Genomic DNA, 18,174 nt, shown 5'->3' on the forward strand with positions numbered 1-18,174 from the left:
CCGGCCGGAATGGAATGGAATCGCCGCGACGCTGATTGTATCGCTCTGCTTGAGAATTGAGCAGGTCGGGCCCCGCGCGCCGCGCGTTTTTTTGACCTGAACCCGCATGCAACCGGTTCCCCGCGCACGCATCCGGGTTTGCCAAAGGCCGCCCAGTCCAGTACCTTGACCGGCACGCCCGCCCTTTGCCCCTTATTTCCGGGCGGGATTTCGCCATTCGCTGCCCCGCAGGAGGTTTGTCCACCATGACGTTCCGCTTTCCGCTCCACGCCGCGCTGCTGGCGTGCGCCGCCGCCGGCGTGCTGGCCGCCGCGCCCGCCCGCGCGGCCGACGCCATCGTCGTCGGCTCGAAGATCGACACCGAGGGCGCGCTGCTCGGCAACCTGATCTCGCAAGTCCTCAAGGCGCACGGCCTCGCGGTATCCGACAAGATCGGCCTCGGCGCGACGCCGATCGTGCGCAAGGCGCTGACCACCGGCGAGATCGACATCTACCCCGAATACACCGGCAATGCGGCGTTCTTCTTCAACCGCGCCGACGACCCGGTCTGGAAGGACGCCGCGCGCGGCTACGCGCAGGCGAAACAGCTCGACTACGCGGCCAACCGCATCGTCTGGCTCGCGCCCGCGCCCGCCAACAATACCTGGGGCGTCGCGCTGCTCGCCTCGGTCGCGAACGCGCACCACCTGAAGACCTTCTCCGAGTTCGGCAAGTGGGTCGGCGCGGGCGGCAAGGTGAAGCTCGCGGCGTCGGCCGAATTCGTCAACAGCGCGTCGGCCCTGCCGTCGTTCGAGAAGACCTACGGCTTCAAGCTGCGCCAGGACCAGTTGCTGGTGCTGTCGGGCGGCGATACGGCGGCGACCATCAAGGCCGCCGCCGCGCAGACCGACGGCGTGAACGCCGCGATGGTGTACGGCACCGACGGCGCCATCGCGGCGGCCGGCCTCGTCGTGCTCGACGACAACCAGCGCGTGCAGCCGGTCTACGCGCCCACGCCGATCATCCGCGAGGCGGTGCTCAAGGCCCATCCGGACATCGCCGGCTACCTGCAGCCGGTGTTCGCGAGCCTCGACCTCAAGACGCTGCAGACCCTCAACAGCCGGATCCAGGTCAACGGCGAGCCGGCCGCGAGCGTCGCCGCCAGCTATCTGAAAGCGAAGGGCTTCGTGAAATGACGGATGCCGCGCGACGCGCCGCACGGCGCGCGCGCGTCGACGCCGTCGGCATGCTGGTCGCGCCGCTCATCGTCGTCGCGCTGCTCGGCCTGCCGTGGCTCACGCTGCGCGCGAACCGCATCGCCGCGGGCGCCGACCTGGGGCTGTTCCAGGCCTATCCGGCCGGGCTCGCGGGCCTCGCCCTCGCGCTCGGCGCGCTCGTGGCCGGCTGCGCGCTGCTGGTCGGCCGCGCCGGCTGGCGGCTCGCGGCCGGCGTCGCGCTGCTGGCCGCGCTCGGCCTCTTGCTCGGCGCCGCGCCCGCGCGGCTCGTCACGCCGGACACGCCGCTCGCGCGGGTCTCGCCCGCCGCCGGCGCGTGGCTGTTGCTGTTCGCGGGCGCGGTGCTGAGCGCGGACGCGCTGGCGCGGCTCGCGCTGTCCCCGCTGGCCCGCCTCGGCGCGCTCGGCGCCGCGCTGGCGGCGCTCGCGGCGGCGCTGCACGGCGGCCTGTGGGACGGCCTGTCCGTGATGCAGGAATACGCGGTGCGCGCGGACAGCTTTCATGCGGAAGCCGCGCGCCATCTGGCGCTCGTCGCCGGCTCGGTCGCGGCGGCGCTCGCGGCCGGCCTGCCGCTCGGCATCGCGTGCGCCCGCTCGCGAACGCTGCGCAGCGCCTGCCTGCCGCTGCTGAACATCGTGCAGACGATCCCGAGCATCGCCCTGTACGGCTTGCTGATGGTGCCGCTCGGCCTGCTCGCCGCGCACCTGCCGCTCGCGGCGGCGCTCGGCGTGAGCGGCATCGGCGCCGCGCCCGCGCTGGTCGCGCTGTTCCTGTACGCGCTGCTGCCGATCGTCTCGAGCGTCGTGGTCGGCCTCGACCAGGTGCCGGCCGAGGTCGCCGAGGCCGCCGCCGCGATGGGCATGACGCGCGCGCAGCGGCTCGCGCGCGTCGAACTGCCGCTCGCGCTGCCGGTGATCCTGAGCGGCGTGCGGATCGTGCTGGTCCAGAACATCGGGCTCACGGCGGTCGCCGCGCTGATCGGCGGCGGCGGCTTCGGCACCTTCATCTTCCAGGGTCTCGGCCAGTCCGCGACCGACCTCGTGCTGCTCGGCGCGCTGCCCACGATCGCGTTCGCGCTCGTCGCGGCCGTGGTGTTCGAAGCCGCCACCCGCCTCGCGCAAGGAGCCCGGGCATGATTGAAATCGACCACGTGAGCCGCGCGTTCGGCACCCTCCTCGCCGTCGACGACGCCACGCTGACGATCGCGCGCGGCACCGTGACCGTGCTGGTCGGCGCGTCGGGCAGCGGCAAATCCACCCTGCTGCGCATGATCAACCGCCTGGTCGAGCCCGGCCGGGGCGCGATCCGCATCGACGGCGTCGACACCGCCACCGTGCGCGAGGAAACGCTGCGGCGCGGCATCGGCTACGTGATCCAGGGCAACGGCCTGTTTCCGCACTGGAGCGTCGCGCGCAACATCGCGACCGTGCCGCGCCTGCTCGGCTGGCCCGCCGCGCGCATCGCCGCGCGCGTGCAGGCGCTGCTCACCCTGCTCGAACTCGACCCCGAGCGCTACGCCGGCATGCTGCCGCACCAGTTGTCGGGCGGCCAGCAGCAACGCGTCGGCGTGGCGCGCGCGCTCGCGGCCGAGCCGGCGATCCTGCTGATGGACGAGCCGTTCGGCGCGCTCGACCCGATCATCCGCGGCAAGGCGCAGGACGACCTGCTCGAACTGCAGCGCCGGCTCGGCATCACGATCGTGCTCGTCACGCACGACATGGACGAGGCGCTGCGGCTCGGCGACCAGATCGCGGTGATGGACGCCGGCCGCATCCTGCAGGCCGGCACGCCGGCCGAGATCCTGTCGCGCCCGCAGCCGGGCTTCGTCGCGCGGCTCGTCGCGGGCGCCGACCGGCCGCTGCGGCTCTTGTCGCTGACCCGCGCCGATACGCTCGCGGAGCCGGGCGCGGCCGACGGCGCACCGCTGCCGGCCGACGCGACGCTGCGCGACGCGCTGTCCGAGCTGCTCGCGCGCGGCGCCGACGTACTGCCGCTTGCGGGCGCATCGGCGAGCCGGATCTCGCTCGCGGCGATCCGCGCGCACGCGGGGCGGATCGCGTGACGGGGCGCGCGTCGAGCATGAGCGGCGGACGCATCGTGGTGGCGGCGGCGCGCGCGCTCGCGGCCGCCGCGCTGCTCGCGCTGCTGCTGCGGCCGGGCTGGTTCGCGCCGTTGTTCGCGCCGCTCGTGGAGCACGGCGCGCCCGCCATCTACGATCGCGCGAGCCTGCTCGACCTCGCGCTCGCGCACCTCGCGCTGGTGGCCGTGTCGAGCGCCGCGGGCGCGCTGGTGGCGCTGGCGGCGGGCGTGTTCGTCACGCGGCCGGCGGGCGCGGCGTTCCTGCCGATCGCGCGCAGCATCGCGAACATCGGCCAGACCTTTCCACCCGTCGCGGTGCTGGCGCTCGCGGTGCCGGCGGTGGGGTTCGGGGCGAAACCGGTGCTGCTCGCGCTGACGCTCTACGGCCTGCTGCCGGTGTTCGAAAGCACGCTCGCGGGCTTGCAGCAGATTCCCGCGCCGACGCTCGACGCCGCGCGCGGCATGGGCCTGAACGGGCGGCAGCGGCTGCTGGCGGTGGAGCTGCCGCTCGCGCTGCCGGTGATCCTGAACGGGCTCCGGCTCGCGGTGATCATCAACCTCGGCACCGCGACGATCGGCTCGACGGTGGCCGCGCAAGGGCTCGGCGACGTGATCATCGCCGGCTTGCAGACGTCGAATACCGCGTTCGTGCTGCAAGGCGGGCTGGTGGTCGCGCTGCTCGCGGTGCTCGTGTACGACGCGCTGGGATGGGTGGCGCGGCGGCTCGCGCCGGTGACGGCCGCCGAGCCGCGCGGCTAGGTTTTTCCCGCGCGCTTGGATCTGTCTCTTCTCCACACCTGACCCTTCCCTCCCCCCCCCCCCCCCCCCCCCCCCCCCCCCAAGCCGCGGATGATCGACGGTCCGCCTCACGCCTGTCGATTTCATCGGCTTCCCGCCGTCGGCTGGCCCAATCGGTCAATTGATTTATCGCACCGTGGCTCGCCTAAAATTTTCAAATCCATTTCATGTGCATTACAATACATCGCATGACATTTGATTTTTAAATTTATCGCGCCAACTATTCATTTTTATAAAATTATCCAAAGCCGGCTTTCCCTTGGGAAAATCGGCCTTGATTAATTTCAAGCATTCGGCCGCCCGGGTGGGCGGCCGGATTTCGTCGTCCTAGCCTCCATTACCGGCAAGGCCTCCACTGAATCTCGCTCCTTCCCGGAGGGGCCGAGGCGGCGTCGTCACGCCTCGCGGCGGAATAATTCAATTAATCCGCCGCCAATCGATCGATTATTTACCGATATCGCAAAACCCCTCATGCACCGCGCACGAAACTAAAGCGCGCGCCATCGGGCCGATTAATTTTTTATCCGACGCCATTCTCAATCGCGCATTGATCGCTCATGCCTGAATTCGTGTTTCGTCCATTGCTGGATATTTCCCGCCGACAAGCCGTGCTGTTCTGCCTTGCGCTGACCGCATTCGAACTGCTCGCCTATCTCGCCAGCGACATGGTGATGCCCGCGATGCTGCAGGTCACCCACGATCTGTCCGCCGCGCGGCACCACGTGCCCGGCGCGCTCTATGCGTTCCTGCTCGGCGGCATCGCGTTCCAATGGCTGCTGGGTCCGCTGTCGGACCGCTTCGGTCGCCGGCCGCTGCTGCTCGCCGGCACCCTCGTATTCTCGGCCGCCTGCCTGGCCACGGCCGCCTGCCAGCATATCGCCGGCTTCAACCTGCTGCGATTCGTCCAGGGCACCGCGCTCGGCTTCATCGTCGTGGTCAGCTACCCGGCGCTGCAGGAGACCTTCGCCGAACGCGACGCGGTGCGCCTGATGGCGCTGTTCGCCAATATCGCCCTGCTGTCGCCGCTCGCGGGCCCGCTGGCCGGCACGCTGCTGCTGCGCGTGCTGTCGTGGCGCGAGCAGTTCGTCGCGCTCGGCATGGCCGGCGCGCTGATCACGCTCGCCCTGTGGCGCTGGATGCCGGAAACCGCGCGCGCCGCGCCGGCGCCCGGGTCGCTGCGCGCAAGGACGATGCTGGCCAACTATGCGGCGCTGCTCCGTCAGCGCGACCTGGTGTGCGGCAGCCTCGCGCTCGGCCTGCTGCCGCTGCCGCTGATCGCCTGGATCGGCCTGTCGCCCTTGCTGATCCGCGACCTGGGCCAGGACGGACTGGCCTACGGACTCTGGCAGCTTCCCGTGTTCGGCGCGGTGATCGCCGGCAACCTGGCATTGAACCGGCTTGCCGCCCGGCTCGACTTGCCTCGCCTGCTGCGCGTCGCGCTGTACCCGACGGCGGCCGGCGTGCTGCTGCTTCTGGTCGTCGCGCCGCTGTCGCCCACGCTGCCGGCGCTGGTCGCCGCGCTCTCCGTCTACGCGTTCGGCGTGGGTCTCGGCAACGCGACGCTCTACCGGCTGACGCTGTACAGCACCGGCGACGCCACGGGCAGCGTCGCCGCGCTGCTCGGCATGCTGTCCACCGCGATGCTGGCCGCCGGCGGCTCGGTCCTGACCTGGGCCGGCGGCGGCGATTCGCCCGCCCGCTTCGCCGTCTGCGCCGGCTTGATCCCGCTGCTCGGCGCGCCGCTGCTCCGGCGCGTGCTGCGCCCCGCCCCCGCCGCAACCCTTCCCTGCTCTCCTAACCGATGACTACGCTGCCTCATGTCGACGCCCTGTGCGCGCTCGACCATCCCTACCGCGCCGACGACGCCTGCGACCGCCTGTTCGACGCCGCCATGCGCGAACTCGTCGCCTACCACTGCGACGCAAGCCCCGGCTACCGCCGCTGGCTGGAACGGAACGGCTGTCCGCCCGAGCGCCTGGACCAGCTATCCGACTGGTCGGAGCTGCCGCCCGTGTTCGCCAACTACTTCAAGCGCAATCTGCTGCTCAGCGAAGCCGGGCGCGACGCGCTCGAGCTGACGTCGTCCGGCACCACCGGCCAGAAGAGCCGCATGCGCTACGACGCGCGCAGCATGGGCGCCGCCCAGCACATGGTCGACCGGATCTTCGCGCACTACGGCTGGCACACGCCGCAGCAGCCTTGCAACTACCTGTTGCTCAGCTACGAACCGCGCGGGGCGATCACGCTCGGCACGGCCTATACCGACCAGTTTCTGTGCAAGTACGCGCCGGTCAACCAGGCGGTCTACGCGTTGCGCCACACCGGTTCGGGCCATGAGTTCGATCCGTTCGGCGCGATCCGCGCGCTGCAGCGTTTCGCCGAGGAAGGTCTGCCGGTGCGCATCCTCGGCTTTCCCGCGTTCCTGTGGTTCACGCTGCAACGCATGGACGACATGGGCGTCCCGCCGCTGACGCTGCATCCCGACTCGCTGGTGTTCCTCGGCGGCGGCTGGAAAACCCACGCCGATGCGGCGATTCCGAAGCACGAACTGTATCGCCGGCTGGGCGAACAGCTCGGCGTGCCGGATCCGCGCTGCCGCGACGGCTACGGCTCGGTCGAGCATCCGGTGCCCTACGTCGAGTGCGCCCACCATCGCTTTCACGTGCCGAGCTGGGCGCGCGCCTGGGCGCGCGACACCGCCACGCTGGCCCGGCTGCCTTACGGGGCCGCGGGCTTCCTCCAGCTGGCGTCGCCCTACATTTCCTCCAGCCCGGCGCACAGCCTGCTGTTGAGCGATCTGGCCGTGCTGCAGCCGGCCGAGCGCTGCGGCTGCGGCCTGCCCACCGACTGGTTCGAGCTGCTGGGCCGCGCCGGCACCAGCAAGAACCGCAGCTGCGCGATGGCGGCATCCGAACTCATCAAGGAGCATTGACATGTATCTGCTGCACGGCATGCTGCACGCCGACTACGCGCTCGACACGGCGCTCGCGACGCTGCGCGAGCGACTCGCCGAGACGCTGGCCGAACCGCTCGACCACGAGACCGTGCTCGCCTGCGCCGAACGTTTCGCCGCCGCGCTGGACGACGGCGCACCGTCCGCGCTGCCGGACGAGGCGGCGCGCGCCCAACTGGCCGCGTTCTGCCGCCGCCCGGCGCTGCAGGCCAAGCTCACGCGGGAATTGGGCGGACAGCCCGGCTCGCTGCGCCGCGCGAATTACCGCGAGCCGCACTTCGAGGCATGGCGCCCCCTCGGCGTGGTGTTGCACGTGACGCCCGCCAATGCCGCGCTGCTGCCCTTCATGGCGGTGCTGGAAGGCTTGCTGGCGGGCAACATCAACTGGCTGCGCCCGAGCAGCCGCACCGACGACCTGAACGCGCGCCTGCTCGCCGAACTGCTGCGGCACGACGCCAGCGGCCGGCTCGCCGCGCACGTCGCCGTGCTGCCGGCGCCGAGCGCCGGGCTCGGCGCCTTGCTGGCCCATGTCGACGGCGTGTCCGCGTGGGGCGGCGCAACGGCGCTCGCGGCCCTGCGCGCGCAACTGCCGCCCGGCTGCCGCTGGATCGACTGGGGGCATCGGATCAGTTTCGCCTACCTGGATCCGGACGCCGCGCGCGAGGCGCAACTCGACGCCCTCGCCGACGACGTGTGCCGTCACGATCAGCAGGCCTGCTCCAGCCCGCAGGCCGTGCTCGTGGACAGCGACGATCCGGCGACGCTCGGGGCGCTCGCGCGCCGGCTCGCCGATGCGCTCGGCCGCCGGGCGCCGCATTGGCCCGCGCTGCGGGCGGATCGGCAGGAAGCGGCGGAGATCAGCACCCGCATGGCCTTCCATCGGCTGGACCAGGCGTTCGCCGACGCGCCCGGCGAGGTCATCGACGGCGACGGCTGGCGGATCGCGTGGGCGTGGCGCGAGGAATTGACGCCGTCGCCGCTGTTTCGCACCGTCGAGTTGCGCCCGGCTCCGCGCGCGCGGCTGGCCGGCATCCTGCGTCCGTGGCGCACGCACCTGCAAAGTTGCGGTCTGATCGCCCCCGCCGAGCGCCTGCCCGGCCTGTGCCGGCTGCTGCTCGCGGCGGGCGTGAGCCGCATCGCGCCCGTCGGCCGCATGCACGACGGCTATGCCGGCGAACCGCACGACGGCGTCTATGCGCTGCAACGCCTGTCGCGCCGCGTGTCGGTGAGCCTCGACGCCGCCGTGCTGCCCGGTCACGCCCACCTCGATGCGCCGCCCGCCGCGCCGGAGGGCCTGCACGCGCTGCCGGTGATGGACAGGGCCGCGTTCCAGAGCCAGCCCGATCACGCGCGGGCCCAGCTCTACTTCCGCAGCGGCGGCAGCAGCGGCGCGCCCAAGCTGGCCCGCTTCAGCTATCGCGACTACCACCGCCAGATGCGCGCCGCGGCTGACGGCCTGTTTGCCGCCGGATTGGATCCCGCCACCGACCGGGTCATGAATCTCCTCTACGGCGGCAATCTGTACGGCGGCATGCTCAGCTTCTTCACGATCCTCGATGCGCTCGGGGTGCCGCAGTATCCGATGGGCGGCCCCGTCGGCGACGATTTCAGCGAGATCGCCGCGCTGATCGTCGAGCAGCGCGTCGACACGCTGATCGGCATGCCGAGCACCGTGCACCGGTTGTTCGAGCGCGAAAGCGAGGTGCTGCGCCGCTATGGCGGGGTGCGCAAGGTGTTCTGCGGCGGCGAGCACGTCGACGCCGGGCAGCGCGCCTATCTCGCGGGCTTCGGCGTCGAATCGATCCGCTCGGCGATCTACGGCTCGGTGGACGCCGGTCCGCTCGGCCATGCCTGCGCGTGTTGCGCCGACGGCGAATTCCACCTGCTGGCGGACACGCAATGGCTGGAAGTGCTGGAACCCGGGCGCGACGCCCCGGCCGCGCCCGGCGAGATCGGCCGCCTGGTGTTCACGTCGCGCCGCCGCGAAGCCCAGCGGGTGCTGCGTTACGACCTGGGCGATCTGGGCCGGTGGTTGCCGGGCGCCTGCGCCTGCGGCCTGGAGACGCCGCGCTTCCGGCTCGCCGGCCGCCACGGCGCGCTGCTGCGGATCGGCACGATCTTCGTCAATCCCGAGCAATTGAGCCGGCCCATCGGCCGGCCGATGCAGTGGCTCATCGATCGCGACGACGCGGGGCGCGACCGCATCCAGCTGCTCGTCGACGGCGATCCGGCGTCGATCCGCGCCCGCCTGCTGGACGATGCCAAGTTGAGCATGGTCGTGAACGGCGGACTGCTTCGCTTCGAGGTGAGCGCCCATCCGGCCGCCACGTTCCGCCGCCATCCGCACAGCGGCAAGACGCCGCTGGTCCTGGATCTGCGCGGCTGAGTCCCCGTCGTCCATTCATCCACCATCACCATGCATCCACGCCTTCCCCTCCTCGTCGAGCATGCGCGCGCGCATTCGCCGCACTATCGCGCGCTGTACCGTGCGCTGCCCGCGCACGGCTGGCGACTGGCCGACCTGCCGCCGACCGATCCCGCCGACTACTGGCGGGATTCCCAGGACCTGACCCGCTGGCCCGTGCTGACCGCCGCGCTGGACGACGCCCATGTGTTCAAGACGGGCGGCTCCACCGGCGACGGCAAGCTGTCGGTATTCAGCCGCGCCGAATGGCGCGCGTTCGTCCAGGCGTTCGGCGCGGGCCTCGCGCACCAGCTGCGCGACGGCGACCGCGTCGCCAATCTGTTCTTCGCGGGCGATCTCTACACCAGCCTGCTGTTCATCCACGGCGCCTTGTCGCATGCGCCGGCGGCGATCGTCGAATATCCGTTCACCTGCCAGGTCGACCACGACGTGCTGGCGGCCGCGATTCGCCAGCACCGCATCAATGTGCTGGCCGGCGTGCCCGCGCAACTGCTGCGCTTCGCCCATCACCTCGCGGCGCAGGGCCAGGTGTTGCCGGAGGTGCGGACCGTGCTCTACGGCGGCGAAAGCCTGTTCGACGAGCAGATCGCGCTGCTCGCACAGGTGCTGCCGCACGCCCGGTTCGGCTCGGTGGGCTGCGCGAGCGTCGACGCGGGCCTGATCGGTTACGCCGATCCCGCCTGCGGGCATGGCGAGCATCGCCGGTTCGACGACGACAGCCTGATCGAGATCGTCGACGAGGACAGCGGCGAGCCCATCGACGAAGCCGGCCGCCCCGGCCGCCTGCTGGTCACCAACCTGCAGCGCCGGCTGATGCCGGTGATCCGCTATCCCAGCGGCGATCTCGCGTGCTGGCGCGAACCGCCGGGCCCCGCGCGCAAGTTCGCGCTGCTGGGGCGCGCCGCGCAGGCGCATCGGATCCGCGTCGGCACGCTGTCCTTGTTTCCGGACGCGCTCGGGCGCGCGCTCGACGCCGCGGGCGCGCTGCTGGGCTGGCAACTGGAACTCTCCCGTGCCGACGGCGCGGATTGCCTGACGTTCCTGCTCGCCGCGCGCGCGCCGCTGGATCTCGCGCGGATCCGCGCCGAGGTGCTCGCCGCCCAGCCGGCGCTCGCGCAACAGTGCGCCGGACATCAAGTCCGCGTGACGCTGCGGCAAACGCCGCTGAAACACATGCTCACCCACCCGCGTTCGGGCAAGCTGCTGCGGATCGTGGACCGGCGCGACTACGCGCACGCGGAGGCCGGGCGATGAGCGCGGCCGATCAGTTGAAGGCGTCGGTGCGCGACTATCGGGCGAGCGACGCCGAGCCCGTCAGCGCGTTGTTCCGCGCGGTCTACGGCGAGCATTACGTGTATCCGGACGTCTATCTGCCGAGCCGCATCGATGCGCACAACGTCAGCGGACAATGGCGCTCGGCGGTGGCGGTGCGCGACGGGCGGCTGCTGGGACACGCGACACTGTGGCGGGACGCGGCGCAGCCCGGGCTCGCGGAACTCGCGTTGAACGTCGTGCATCCGGACGCCCGCGGTCAACGCATCGCGAGCCGGCTCGCCCGCCACCTGCGCGCGACGGCGGCACAGCTCGGCGTCGGCATGATGACGATCAAGCAGGTCTGTTCGCATCCGCGCAGCCAGCATGTCGCGCTGGCGCTCGATTTTCGCAGCACGGCGCTGCTGATCGACTACGTCGAATCGCCGTTCGGGCGGGCGGAACGGGAGAGCATCGTCGTCGGGTGCCTGCCGTTGCGCGCGTGGCCGCTGCCCCGGCTCGACTGGCCGACGCATTGGCATGAATGGCTGGACGGCCTGCGCGCGGTGTTCGGCGAGGCGCCGCCGACGCCGCACGCCGCCGCGGCGGACTTCAGCGTGACGCAGGACGGCTTGCGCGTCGTCCTGGAGGCGTCACGCGCCAGCGACGCCCAGTTGGCCGAAATCGCCGCGCTCCCGGCCCGCTCGCTGCTCGATCTGCTCCTGCCGGCCACGGCGGAAAACCTCGCGCACGCGCCCGCCCTGACGCGCGGCGGGTTCCGCTTCGGCGGCCTGCTGCCCGCCGCGAGCGGCGGCTGGCGGCTGCTTTGGCTGCGCGGTCGGAGCCCGCGGCCGCTCAACCTGTGCGACCGGCAAGGCGAACGCTTGTATCGGCTCTACGCGGGGCCGGCGTAAGCGCCGCGCCGGCGCGTCTCACGAGGCGCGTTCGCCGCGGGCCGTGTCATCCCGGACGATCGCACGCCGCGACGCCCCCGCTTCCATCCACAAGGCGGCTGCCGTCGATGTCCGGCGCGGGCGTCCTGGACCGGCATTCTCCGTGATCAACATCGACATCGACCGCGGCCCGGCATCGCTCCTCATCTGCGCCGGCACGAACGCGTCCACGAGCCGGCTCGCGTGTTCGCCGCGCTTCGCCTGTCGGTTGCGGTATACCTCGCCGTAAGCCGCCCGTCGGCTCGCGTTGCCGCTCGCGCCGACTTCACGCCGCGGGTTCTTCCCGGCGCGCCGGCCCCCACGCGCCGCCGCGCGATTTTCTGTGCCGGGCCGTCGCTGTTCAGGGGCCGGTGCGCCCGGTTCTCGCCCGAACCTCGTTGATTTGATATCGAGACGGTTGCCTGCGCACCGGCTTATTTGCCCGGTCATTCGCGCGCCATTATCTCGATAAAATTCAACCACGAGAGATACGGATCATGAATAAAAAGGAAATTCTTTGCTTACGAATTCCATATTGAATGCCTCAAAAACCCGATTATCTGTCCCGCGCGGACACTATAAATCCCACCAAACCTCCGGCCATCAAGCCTCCAAGCCTTTCACCCGGGCCACCGAAAGCATCGCGAAAGTCAGCTAAATTTAGTTAAGTCAACCAATAAATAATTTGTTTATTTCGATCAAAAAAGATTTTCACATTTCCGGAAACTAGGGTTTATAAGGCTAAAGAAAAGCCCACTCACCCCGTTAATTCACGCACGACATGGGCTTCCGTCGCGAGTCAATCACCACGCGCAGTCTTCCTTGCAAGGGGCAAACGATGAAATCATTTCGGGTGACCATCAGGATCAAACTCCTCGGTGGTTTCGGCGTGCTGGCGGCGATCGTCGCGATCGTCTCCGGCATGTCGCTGAAGGCGCTGTCCGAATCGAACGACGCGTTCAACCGCTATGCGCAGGGCATCAACGCGCGCGCGAACCTGGCCGCGCAGGTCCGCACGGCCGTCGACCGGCGGGCGATCGCCGCCCGCAACCTGGTGCTCGTGACCCGCCCCGAGGACATCGAGCAGGAGAAAGCCGATGTGCAGCGCGCGCATGCCGACGTGCAGTCGCGGCTCGGCGACCTGAACGCGATGATGGCCAAGGCCGACGACACGACCGACCGCGCCCGCGCGCTGGTCGCCGATATCAACCGCGTCGAGGCCAGCTACGGCCCGGTCGCGCTCGAGATCGTCAATGCGGCGCTCGCCGGCAACCGCGACGCCGCGATCGCGGAGATCGACACCAAGTGCCGCCCGCTGCTCGTCGCGCTGATCCAGGCCACCAACGCCTATGCCAGCTACACGCACGAGCGCGAGGCGGCGATCGCGCAGGACTTCACCGACCGCTACATGTACGAGCGCAACCTCCTGCTCGCGATCTGCGCGGCCGCGATCGCGCTCGCGATCGTCGCGGGGCTGTGGATCACCCGCTCGATCACCGGGCCGATCGGCGAGGCGGTGCGGGTCGCGCGCACGGTCGCGGAAGGCGACCTGCGCAGCGAGGTCGTCGTGCATGGCCGCGACGAGACCCGCGACCTGCTCGACGCCCTCAACATCATGAACGAGCGGCTGACCGGCATCGTCAGCCGCGTGCGCGACGGCTGCGGCAGCATCGCGACCGCGGTCGGCGAGATCGCCGCGGGCAACATCGACCTGAGCCAGCGCACCGAGGAACAGGCCGCGTCCCTGCAGGAAACCGCCGCCACCATGGAACAGTTCACCTCGACAGTCCGGCTCAACGCGGAGAACGCCCAGCAGGCCAGCCAGCTCGCCGCGAACGCATCCGACGTCGCGCAGCGCGGCAGCGCGGTGGTGGGCCGCGTGGTCGACACCATGACCGAGATCGGCGACCGCTCCTCGAAGATCTCCGACATCACCGGCATCATCGAGGGCATCTCGTTCCAGACCAACATCCTGGCGCTGAACGCGGCGGTCGAAGCGGCGCGCGCGGGCGAACAGGGGCGCGGCTTCGCGGTGGTCGCGAGCGAGGTGCGCAGCCTCGCGCAGCGCTCGTCCAGCGCCGCGAAGGAAATCAAGGAACTGATCTCGGCCTCGGTGCAGACGATCCGCGACGGCTCGACGCTCGCCAATCAGGCCGGCGAGACCATGGGCGAGGTGACGCAGGCGGTCGCGCGCGTGACCGACATCATGGGCGAGATCGCCGCCGCGTCGGCCGAGCAGAGCCGCGGCATCGACCAGGTCAACCTGACGATCACGCAGATGGACCAGACCACCCAGCAGAACGCGGCGCTCGTCGAACAGGCGGCGGCCGCGTCGAAGTCGCTGGAAAGCCAGGGGCACGCGTTGAACGATACGGTCGCGACCTTCCGCCTGCCGGCGGGCGGCGTCGCGCCGCGCGGCGCGGCGGCCGACTGGGACGAGCCCGCCGTGTGGCGCCCGGCGGTGGCCTGAGCCATGTGCGACGCCGAACGCGGTTTCAGGTTCGCGTGCCGTCCGCCCCCGGCGGGGCGGACGGCGACAGCGCGGCGCGCTGCGCGAGCACGTCATCGATCAGGCCGTAGGTGCGGGCTTCGTCCGCCGACATGAAATGGTCGCGGTCGGTGTCCCGCGCGATCTGCTCGACCGAGCGCCCGGTGAACGCCGCCATTTCCGCGTTGAGGCGCTCGCGCTGGTACAGCACCTCGCGCGCCTGGATCTCGACGTCGGCCGCCGTGCCCTGGCTGCCGCCCGACGGCTGGTGAATCATGATGCGCGCGTTCGGCAGGGCATGGCGCTTGCCGCGCTGCCCCGCCGCGAGCAGGAAGGTGCCCATGCTCGCGGCGAAGCCGGTGCACAGCGTCGACACCTCGGGCCGGATGAAGCGCATCGTGTCGTAGATCGCGAGCCCGTCGTAGACCGAGCCGCCCGGCGAGTTGATGTAGAGCGAAATGTCCTTGTCCGGCTGCTCGGACTCCAGGAACAGCAGCTGCGCGACCACCAGGCTCGCCGACTGCTCGTTCACCGGTCCCGTGAGGAACACGATGCGCTCGCGCAGCAGGCGCGAGTAGATGTCGTACGCGCGCTCGCCGCGCCCGGTGTGTTCGATGACGGTCGGCACGAGACCGAGGCCCGACGCCGCGGGAGAACGGGGAATGGAGATCATGGGGGTGGCCTTTCGCCTTTCGGGCGGGAAGATGAGCGGGAGACGCCTCGGGTGGCGCGTCACCCTGTTGACGGGCCGGCGCGATCCCGCGTGACGAGGATTTTTTTGCGTCGCGCCGTCACGCGGCGCACGCGTCATCCGTCATGTACGGATTTCTTCGCGTTCTGGCAGACTGGCGGCGCGGCCGCCGTCGCCCGCGCCCCGTTTCCGGAGCTTTCCGCATGACGATCACGTTGCGCTTCTCCCTTCCCGACGCCGCGTTCGAAGCCGAGCGCGCCCGCCTCTTTTCGCTCGCCTACCGGATGCTCGGCAGCCGCGCGGAAGCCGAGGATCTGATTCAGGACGCCTGGCTGAAATGGCACGCGGCGCGCGCGGATGCGATCCACGTGCCGGCCGCGTGGCTCACCACGGTCGTGACCCGGCTCGCGATCGACCGGCTGCGGCAGTTGCGCACCGAGCGGGCCGCGCAGCACGACGGCGCCCTGCCCGAGCCGTGGCTCGACGCGCTCGCGCCGTCGGCCGAGACCCGCGCGCTGGTCGGCGCGCAGCTGTCGTACGGGCTGATGCTGCTGCTCGAACGCCTGACGCCCGACGAACGGGCGGCCTTCCTGCTGCGCGAGGGGTTCGACTGCGACTACGCGGACATCGGCGCGGCGCTCGGCAAGCCCGAGGTGCACTGCCGGCAGCTCGTGCATCGCGCGAAAGGCCGTCTCGGGCGCGCGGGCGACGTGCGGGCGCCCGCCGATCCCGCGCGCCAGCGCCGCATCGTCGACGCGCTGCGGGCCGCGATCGACGCGCAGGATCGAACGGCGCTGCTCGCCGTGCTGGACGGGGTCCGGATCGTGAGCGACGCCCCCTCGCCGTCGGCCGCGCCGGTGCTGGCGGCGGCGCGCGCGGAACCGCTCGCGCTCGGCGGCGAGGCCGCGCTCGCGCTGTTCTCGGCGCACACGCCGGAGATCGTTGCGCTGCTCGTGCCGCTCCTGGATGACGACGGGCAGACGATGCTGTGCGTGATCGTGCGTCCCGGCGCGCTGGCCGCCGTCAATCGCGTGTTCGGGCGCGCGGCGCTTGGCGCGCTGCTCGCGCGCATCGCTCATGGTATGTCCGTCATCGCGTTGGCCGGCTGAGCCGGCCGCACCCTTACCGCCTCGCGTTCCCGACCCGGCATGCGCACCGCCCAGGCGGACGGTGTGCGCCGTACGGTGCTGCTATTTCGGTTCGATCGCGCTGATCGGGCCGACCGGGCGCAGCGCGATCCGTGGTGGAATCGCATGCGTAAACGCCTTGACTGCGATCGTGTTCTTCAGCACGGCTGCGTCGAGCGTGCAGGCATCGAGGTGGGTGCCGTCGGTCACCCCTGCCGCCGCGCATGCGGCACGTGCCTGCTCATACACCTGCGGCGCGAGGTCGCTGGCATAGAACAGCTTGGCGGGTGCGACATACTTCACAGTCTGTTCGGCGAACAGCGACTCCTTCGGTTGCACGAGCCAACTCGGCGCGTAGCGCTGATAGAGATCGACGGCCGATACCGGCTGCCGGAGCTGCGTGCCGTTGCGCATCGCCAGCGCGACATTGCTGGGGCTCGCTAGAATTCCGTGTGTGTTCGCCCGGGGGCGGTGCCCCAGGCCAACCGTCACGTCCAACCAACCGTTATATAGTTGCGCGCGCACCATCTCACCCGTGGCGCGCGTGACGACATAGGCGCTGCCGCCGCGCATCAGGTACACATCGCCCGGCAGCGTCACGATCGCGTTGTCGGCAACGCTCGTGAGCTTGCCGTTGATCAGCACGCGCGGCGGGTCGTCATAGATCGCGATCCGGTTCGCGCCCATCCGCACCGCGACCGCGGTGTTCATCGTCACGTTCGGGTTGTTGAACACCTTCGCGCCTGACTCCTGCCGCGCCTGCACGATGAAATCCGGCCCGGCGTCGGCCAGGATGAAGTCGCCGCTTGCCTGGAAATCGTAGTAGAGCCCGTCGAACGTCGTCACATGGGTGTCGCCGACGCTCGTCGAACACGAGGCGGACGACGTCCCCGCAGCGTTGCTCTCATCGAACACGATCGACGGGTACTGCTGCTTCGGCACCACGGTCGGCGTGCTGACCAGATTGAGATTGTTGGTCTCCAGGGTCCAGCCGCCGATCACGCAGTCGGGCAGGATATTGCTGCCGGTCTCGACCTGGGTGCGCACCACCAGCGTCGCACCGCTGTTGAACACCGCCTGCCCGCCGCCGCCGTCGCCGAACACGTTGAACTCCGCGTCGCCCCAGTTGCTGGCGAGGTCGGGCAGAATGTCGTCGCCCGGCGTCGAGACCATCGAACCGCCGACATATAACATCAGCGAGCCGCCCGAGGCAGCGGAGCCGGTCAGCTTCATGTCGTGCAGATCAGCGACGCTCAGGGCCATCGGCGCCGCCACACCGTTGGAAGCGTTGCGCACACAATCGCCGCCATACGCGCTCCAGCCGCCCGGGCAAGCGGCGGAGCCGTAACTCACCAGCCAGTACTGGATATAGGCGCTGCTCGACGAATTGTCGTACACGAACTGCGCGAAGCCCTTGCAGGACGACGCGCCTCCGCTGCAGACCGACGTCGTGAAGAAGTTCGAATTGAGCTGCAGCGTGAAGAAGTTGTTGCCGTTCACGCCCCCCGTTCCTGCGCCCTGGGTCGCGAGGCTGGTCGCGTTGGTCACGCTGTCGAACGAACCGTTCGCGAGCGTGATCGGACTTGCAGGCTGAGCGACATAGTCATTGCCGTTACCGACCGTATCGAGCATGGGCCCGCGTCGCGGTCCGAAGAAACGATGCGGCGGAATCGTGCAGGCTACCTCGCGCCACTGGGTTTCCGGATAGGTCGCCGTATAGCAGGCTTTCTTCGGGCGCGCCGTGTGCACCAGCTTCAGCCGCCACGTCTCGCGCTGCGCGGCCGTGGAAGCGGCGATCTCGGGTGTCACCGCCCGAATGCCGGCACTCGTCGCCGGCGTAAGCTGGATCGGCGTGTGTGTCACAGCCGGTGCATCCTCCGCACCGGCCGCGATGACCCGAGCTGCGCCCAGCAACAGAGCCAGCACCGCGAGCCGCGTGCTGGATTTCGTATTGAAGCTCGGCATTGTCATCCCCCCACTTTGGCAACGCGCGATGTACCGCTTCGCGCGAACTCCCCCCGACCCAAGCTGGCCAGTCCCGTCATGCCATTTGATTCGCATCTCCGCAACCGGTCGTCGCTACGTCGAGAGATTGTTTAGGCCTACTCTAGGAAATGGTATCGGGGTGCGCAAGCGCCTATGCGGTGCGGCGCCGGTGCGCTCAACAGCCTTTCGGCGCGCTGACGGCGGCCCAAGCGAAATCGCGACGAATCGGC

General features: G+C 70.2%; 13 protein-coding genes. 11 read left to right on the top strand and 2 right to left on the bottom strand.

Features of this window, described 5'->3' with window-relative positions:
• Positions 1 to 245: 245 nt before the first annotated feature.
• The 10 genes from osmF to AC1RQF_RS10325 all read left to right on the top strand — a co-directional run bounded on the left by osmF (position 246) and on the right by AC1RQF_RS10325 (position 14,122).
• On the top strand, positions 246 to 1,175 hold the full coding sequence (gene osmF / locus AC1RQF_RS10280) for a glycine betaine ABC transporter substrate-binding protein OsmF (RefSeq protein ID WP_274003200.1): 930 nt from the start codon (positions 246 to 248) through the stop codon (positions 1,173 to 1,175).
• Positions 1,172 to 2,350 carry an ABC transporter permease gene (locus AC1RQF_RS10285; protein ID WP_492871956.1) on the top strand — a complete coding sequence of 393 codons (1,179 nt, stop codon included), beginning with the start codon at positions 1,172 to 1,174 and terminating at the stop codon, positions 2,348 to 2,350. Before osmF ends, AC1RQF_RS10285 begins: the two co-directional genes overlap by 4 nt.
• Positions 2,347 to 3,276, top strand: a complete 930-nt coding sequence (locus AC1RQF_RS10290; protein ID WP_274003204.1) for an ABC transporter ATP-binding protein — start codon at positions 2,347 to 2,349, stop codon at positions 3,274 to 3,276. The genes AC1RQF_RS10285 and AC1RQF_RS10290 overlap by 4 nt, the downstream gene beginning before the upstream one ends.
• Positions 3,277 to 3,293: 17 nt before the next feature.
• On the top strand, positions 3,294 to 4,052 hold the full coding sequence (locus AC1RQF_RS10295) for an ABC transporter permease (RefSeq protein ID WP_274003205.1): 759 nt from the start codon (positions 3,294 to 3,296) through the stop codon (positions 4,050 to 4,052).
• A 596-nt stretch (positions 4,053 to 4,648) separates the two neighbouring features.
• Complete coding sequence (locus tag AC1RQF_RS10300; RefSeq protein ID WP_274003206.1) at positions 4,649 to 5,896, top strand: MFS transporter; 1,248 nt, start codon at positions 4,649 to 4,651, stop codon at positions 5,894 to 5,896.
• Complete coding sequence (locus tag AC1RQF_RS10305; protein ID WP_274003207.1) at positions 5,893 to 7,023, top strand: LuxE/PaaK family acyltransferase; 1,131 nt, start codon at positions 5,893 to 5,895, stop codon at positions 7,021 to 7,023. Before AC1RQF_RS10300 ends, AC1RQF_RS10305 begins: the two co-directional genes overlap by 4 nt.
• Position 7,024: 1 nt before the next feature.
• On the top strand, positions 7,025 to 9,430 hold the full coding sequence (locus AC1RQF_RS10310; protein ID WP_492871957.1) for an acyl-CoA reductase: 2,406 nt from the start codon (positions 7,025 to 7,027) through the stop codon (positions 9,428 to 9,430).
• A gap of 30 nt (positions 9,431 to 9,460) precedes the next feature.
• Positions 9,461 to 10,723, top strand: a complete 1,263-nt coding sequence (locus AC1RQF_RS10315; RefSeq protein WP_492871958.1) for a phenylacetate--CoA ligase family protein — start codon at positions 9,461 to 9,463, stop codon at positions 10,721 to 10,723.
• The gene (locus AC1RQF_RS10320) at positions 10,720 to 11,634 is read left to right on the top strand and encodes a GNAT family N-acetyltransferase (protein WP_274003213.1); all 915 of its coding nucleotides are present in this window, start codon (positions 10,720 to 10,722) and stop codon (positions 11,632 to 11,634) included. Before AC1RQF_RS10315 ends, AC1RQF_RS10320 begins: the two co-directional genes overlap by 4 nt.
• A gap of 856 nt (positions 11,635 to 12,490) precedes the next feature.
• The gene (locus tag AC1RQF_RS10325) at positions 12,491 to 14,122 is read left to right on the top strand and encodes a methyl-accepting chemotaxis protein (protein WP_274003216.1); all 1,632 of its coding nucleotides are present in this window, start codon (positions 12,491 to 12,493) and stop codon (positions 14,120 to 14,122) included.
• A 25-nt stretch (positions 14,123 to 14,147) separates the two neighbouring features.
• On the opposite strand, the gene clpP is transcribed toward AC1RQF_RS10325, so the two are convergent.
• Positions 14,148 to 14,813, bottom strand: a complete 666-nt coding sequence (gene clpP, locus AC1RQF_RS10330) for an ATP-dependent Clp endopeptidase proteolytic subunit ClpP (protein WP_274003218.1) — start codon at positions 14,811 to 14,813, stop codon at positions 14,148 to 14,150.
• Positions 14,814 to 15,034: 221 nt separating this feature from the next.
• Here clpP and AC1RQF_RS10335 point away from each other — a divergent pair, with 221 nt between their 5' ends.
• Positions 15,035 to 15,940 carry a sigma-70 family RNA polymerase sigma factor gene (locus AC1RQF_RS10335; RefSeq protein WP_492871959.1) on the top strand — a complete coding sequence of 302 codons (906 nt, stop codon included), beginning with the start codon at positions 15,035 to 15,037 and terminating at the stop codon, positions 15,938 to 15,940.
• An 81-nt stretch (positions 15,941 to 16,021) separates the two neighbouring features.
• Here AC1RQF_RS10335 and AC1RQF_RS10340 read toward each other — a convergent pair whose 3' ends face one another.
• On the bottom strand, positions 16,022 to 17,767 hold the full coding sequence (locus AC1RQF_RS10340; protein ID WP_492871960.1) for a VWD domain-containing protein: 1,746 nt from the start codon (positions 17,765 to 17,767) through the stop codon (positions 16,022 to 16,024).
• Positions 17,768 to 18,174: the final 407 nt, after the last annotated feature.

The organism is Burkholderia sp. GW821-FHT14F03, from assembly GCF_058803765.1.

Excerpts from the sequence above, each read along its gene's own strand:
- AC1RQF_RS10310 (WP_492871957.1), top strand. The coding sequence starts at position 7,025 with ATGTATCTGCTGCACGGCATGCTGCACGCCGACTACGCGCTCGACACG.
- AC1RQF_RS10335 (WP_492871959.1), top strand. The coding sequence starts at position 15,035 with ATGACGATCACGTTGCGCTTCTCCCTTCCCGACGCCGCGTTCGAAGCC.
- AC1RQF_RS10305 (WP_274003207.1), top strand. The coding sequence starts at position 5,893 with ATGACTACGCTGCCTCATGTCGACGCCCTGTGCGCGCTCGACCATCCC.
- AC1RQF_RS10295 (WP_274003205.1), top strand. The coding sequence starts at position 3,294 with ATGAGCGGCGGACGCATCGTGGTGGCGGCGGCGCGCGCGCTCGCGGCC.
- AC1RQF_RS10325 (WP_274003216.1), top strand. The coding sequence starts at position 12,491 with ATGAAATCATTTCGGGTGACCATCAGGATCAAACTCCTCGGTGGTTTC.
- AC1RQF_RS10300 (WP_274003206.1), top strand. The coding sequence starts at position 4,649 with ATGCCTGAATTCGTGTTTCGTCCATTGCTGGATATTTCCCGCCGACAA.
- osmF (WP_274003200.1), top strand. The coding sequence starts at position 246 with ATGACGTTCCGCTTTCCGCTCCACGCCGCGCTGCTGGCGTGCGCCGCC.
- AC1RQF_RS10290 (WP_274003204.1), top strand. The coding sequence starts at position 2,347 with ATGATTGAAATCGACCACGTGAGCCGCGCGTTCGGCACCCTCCTCGCC.
- AC1RQF_RS10315 (WP_492871958.1), top strand. The coding sequence starts at position 9,461 with ATGCATCCACGCCTTCCCCTCCTCGTCGAGCATGCGCGCGCGCATTCG.
- AC1RQF_RS10285 (WP_492871956.1), top strand. The coding sequence starts at position 1,172 with ATGACGGATGCCGCGCGACGCGCCGCACGGCGCGCGCGCGTCGACGCC.
- clpP (WP_274003218.1), bottom strand. The coding sequence starts at position 14,813 with ATGATCTCCATTCCCCGTTCTCCCGCGGCGTCGGGCCTCGGTCTCGTG.
- AC1RQF_RS10320 (WP_274003213.1), top strand. The coding sequence starts at position 10,720 with ATGAGCGCGGCCGATCAGTTGAAGGCGTCGGTGCGCGACTATCGGGCG.